The following is a 555-nucleotide window of genomic DNA, read 5'->3' as shown; positions in this document are numbered from 1 at the left end:
TTGGCTACATCTTTGGCATAAAAAGTGAGCGTCAGCTCGTTAAAGAAATTGAAGTGAATGTCGCTTACCGTTGGTTCTTACGGATGTCATTAACAGAGAAAGTCATTCACGCATCCACTCTCAGCCAAAACCGCATTCGTCGCTTTAATGGCACGGATGTATTCGAACGTATTTTTATTAATATCGTAGAGCAAGCCATGTCGAAAGGCTTGGTCGCGGGGCAAGAGTTCTTTACGGACAGTACTCATCTCAAAGCGAACGCKAACAAGAATAAACATACCAATAAAGTCATGGCGGTTCGCGCGAGTGCCTATCTTGATATGCTGGATGAMGACGTYGCGTTAGACCGAGAAATAGCGGGTAAGAAGCCGCTTAAGGCTCGCGGATCAGAGTCAAAAATAAAGAATACTAAAACCAGYACYACTGACCCAGAGAGTGGCTTCATGACTCGTGATAATAAGCCACAAGGCTTCTTCTATCTCGACCATAGAACCGTTGATGGTCAACACGGAATTATCCTCGATACCTATACCACCGCAGGTAACATCAATGACT

At 44.7% G+C, this 555-nt stretch carries 1 protein-coding gene; it reads left to right on the top strand.

Annotated elements, in window-relative coordinates; genetic code table 11:
* On the top strand, positions 1–555 hold a 555-nt coding region (locus IRQ95_RS21985; RefSeq protein WP_194439926.1), incomplete at both ends, for a transposase.

Origin of the sequence: Vibrio fluminensis, from assembly GCF_015278125.1 — a bacterium.
GTDB lineage: Bacteria > Pseudomonadota > Gammaproteobacteria > Enterobacterales > Vibrionaceae > Vibrio > Vibrio fluminensis.
This window is presented reverse-complemented; position numbering and strand designations above follow the sequence as displayed.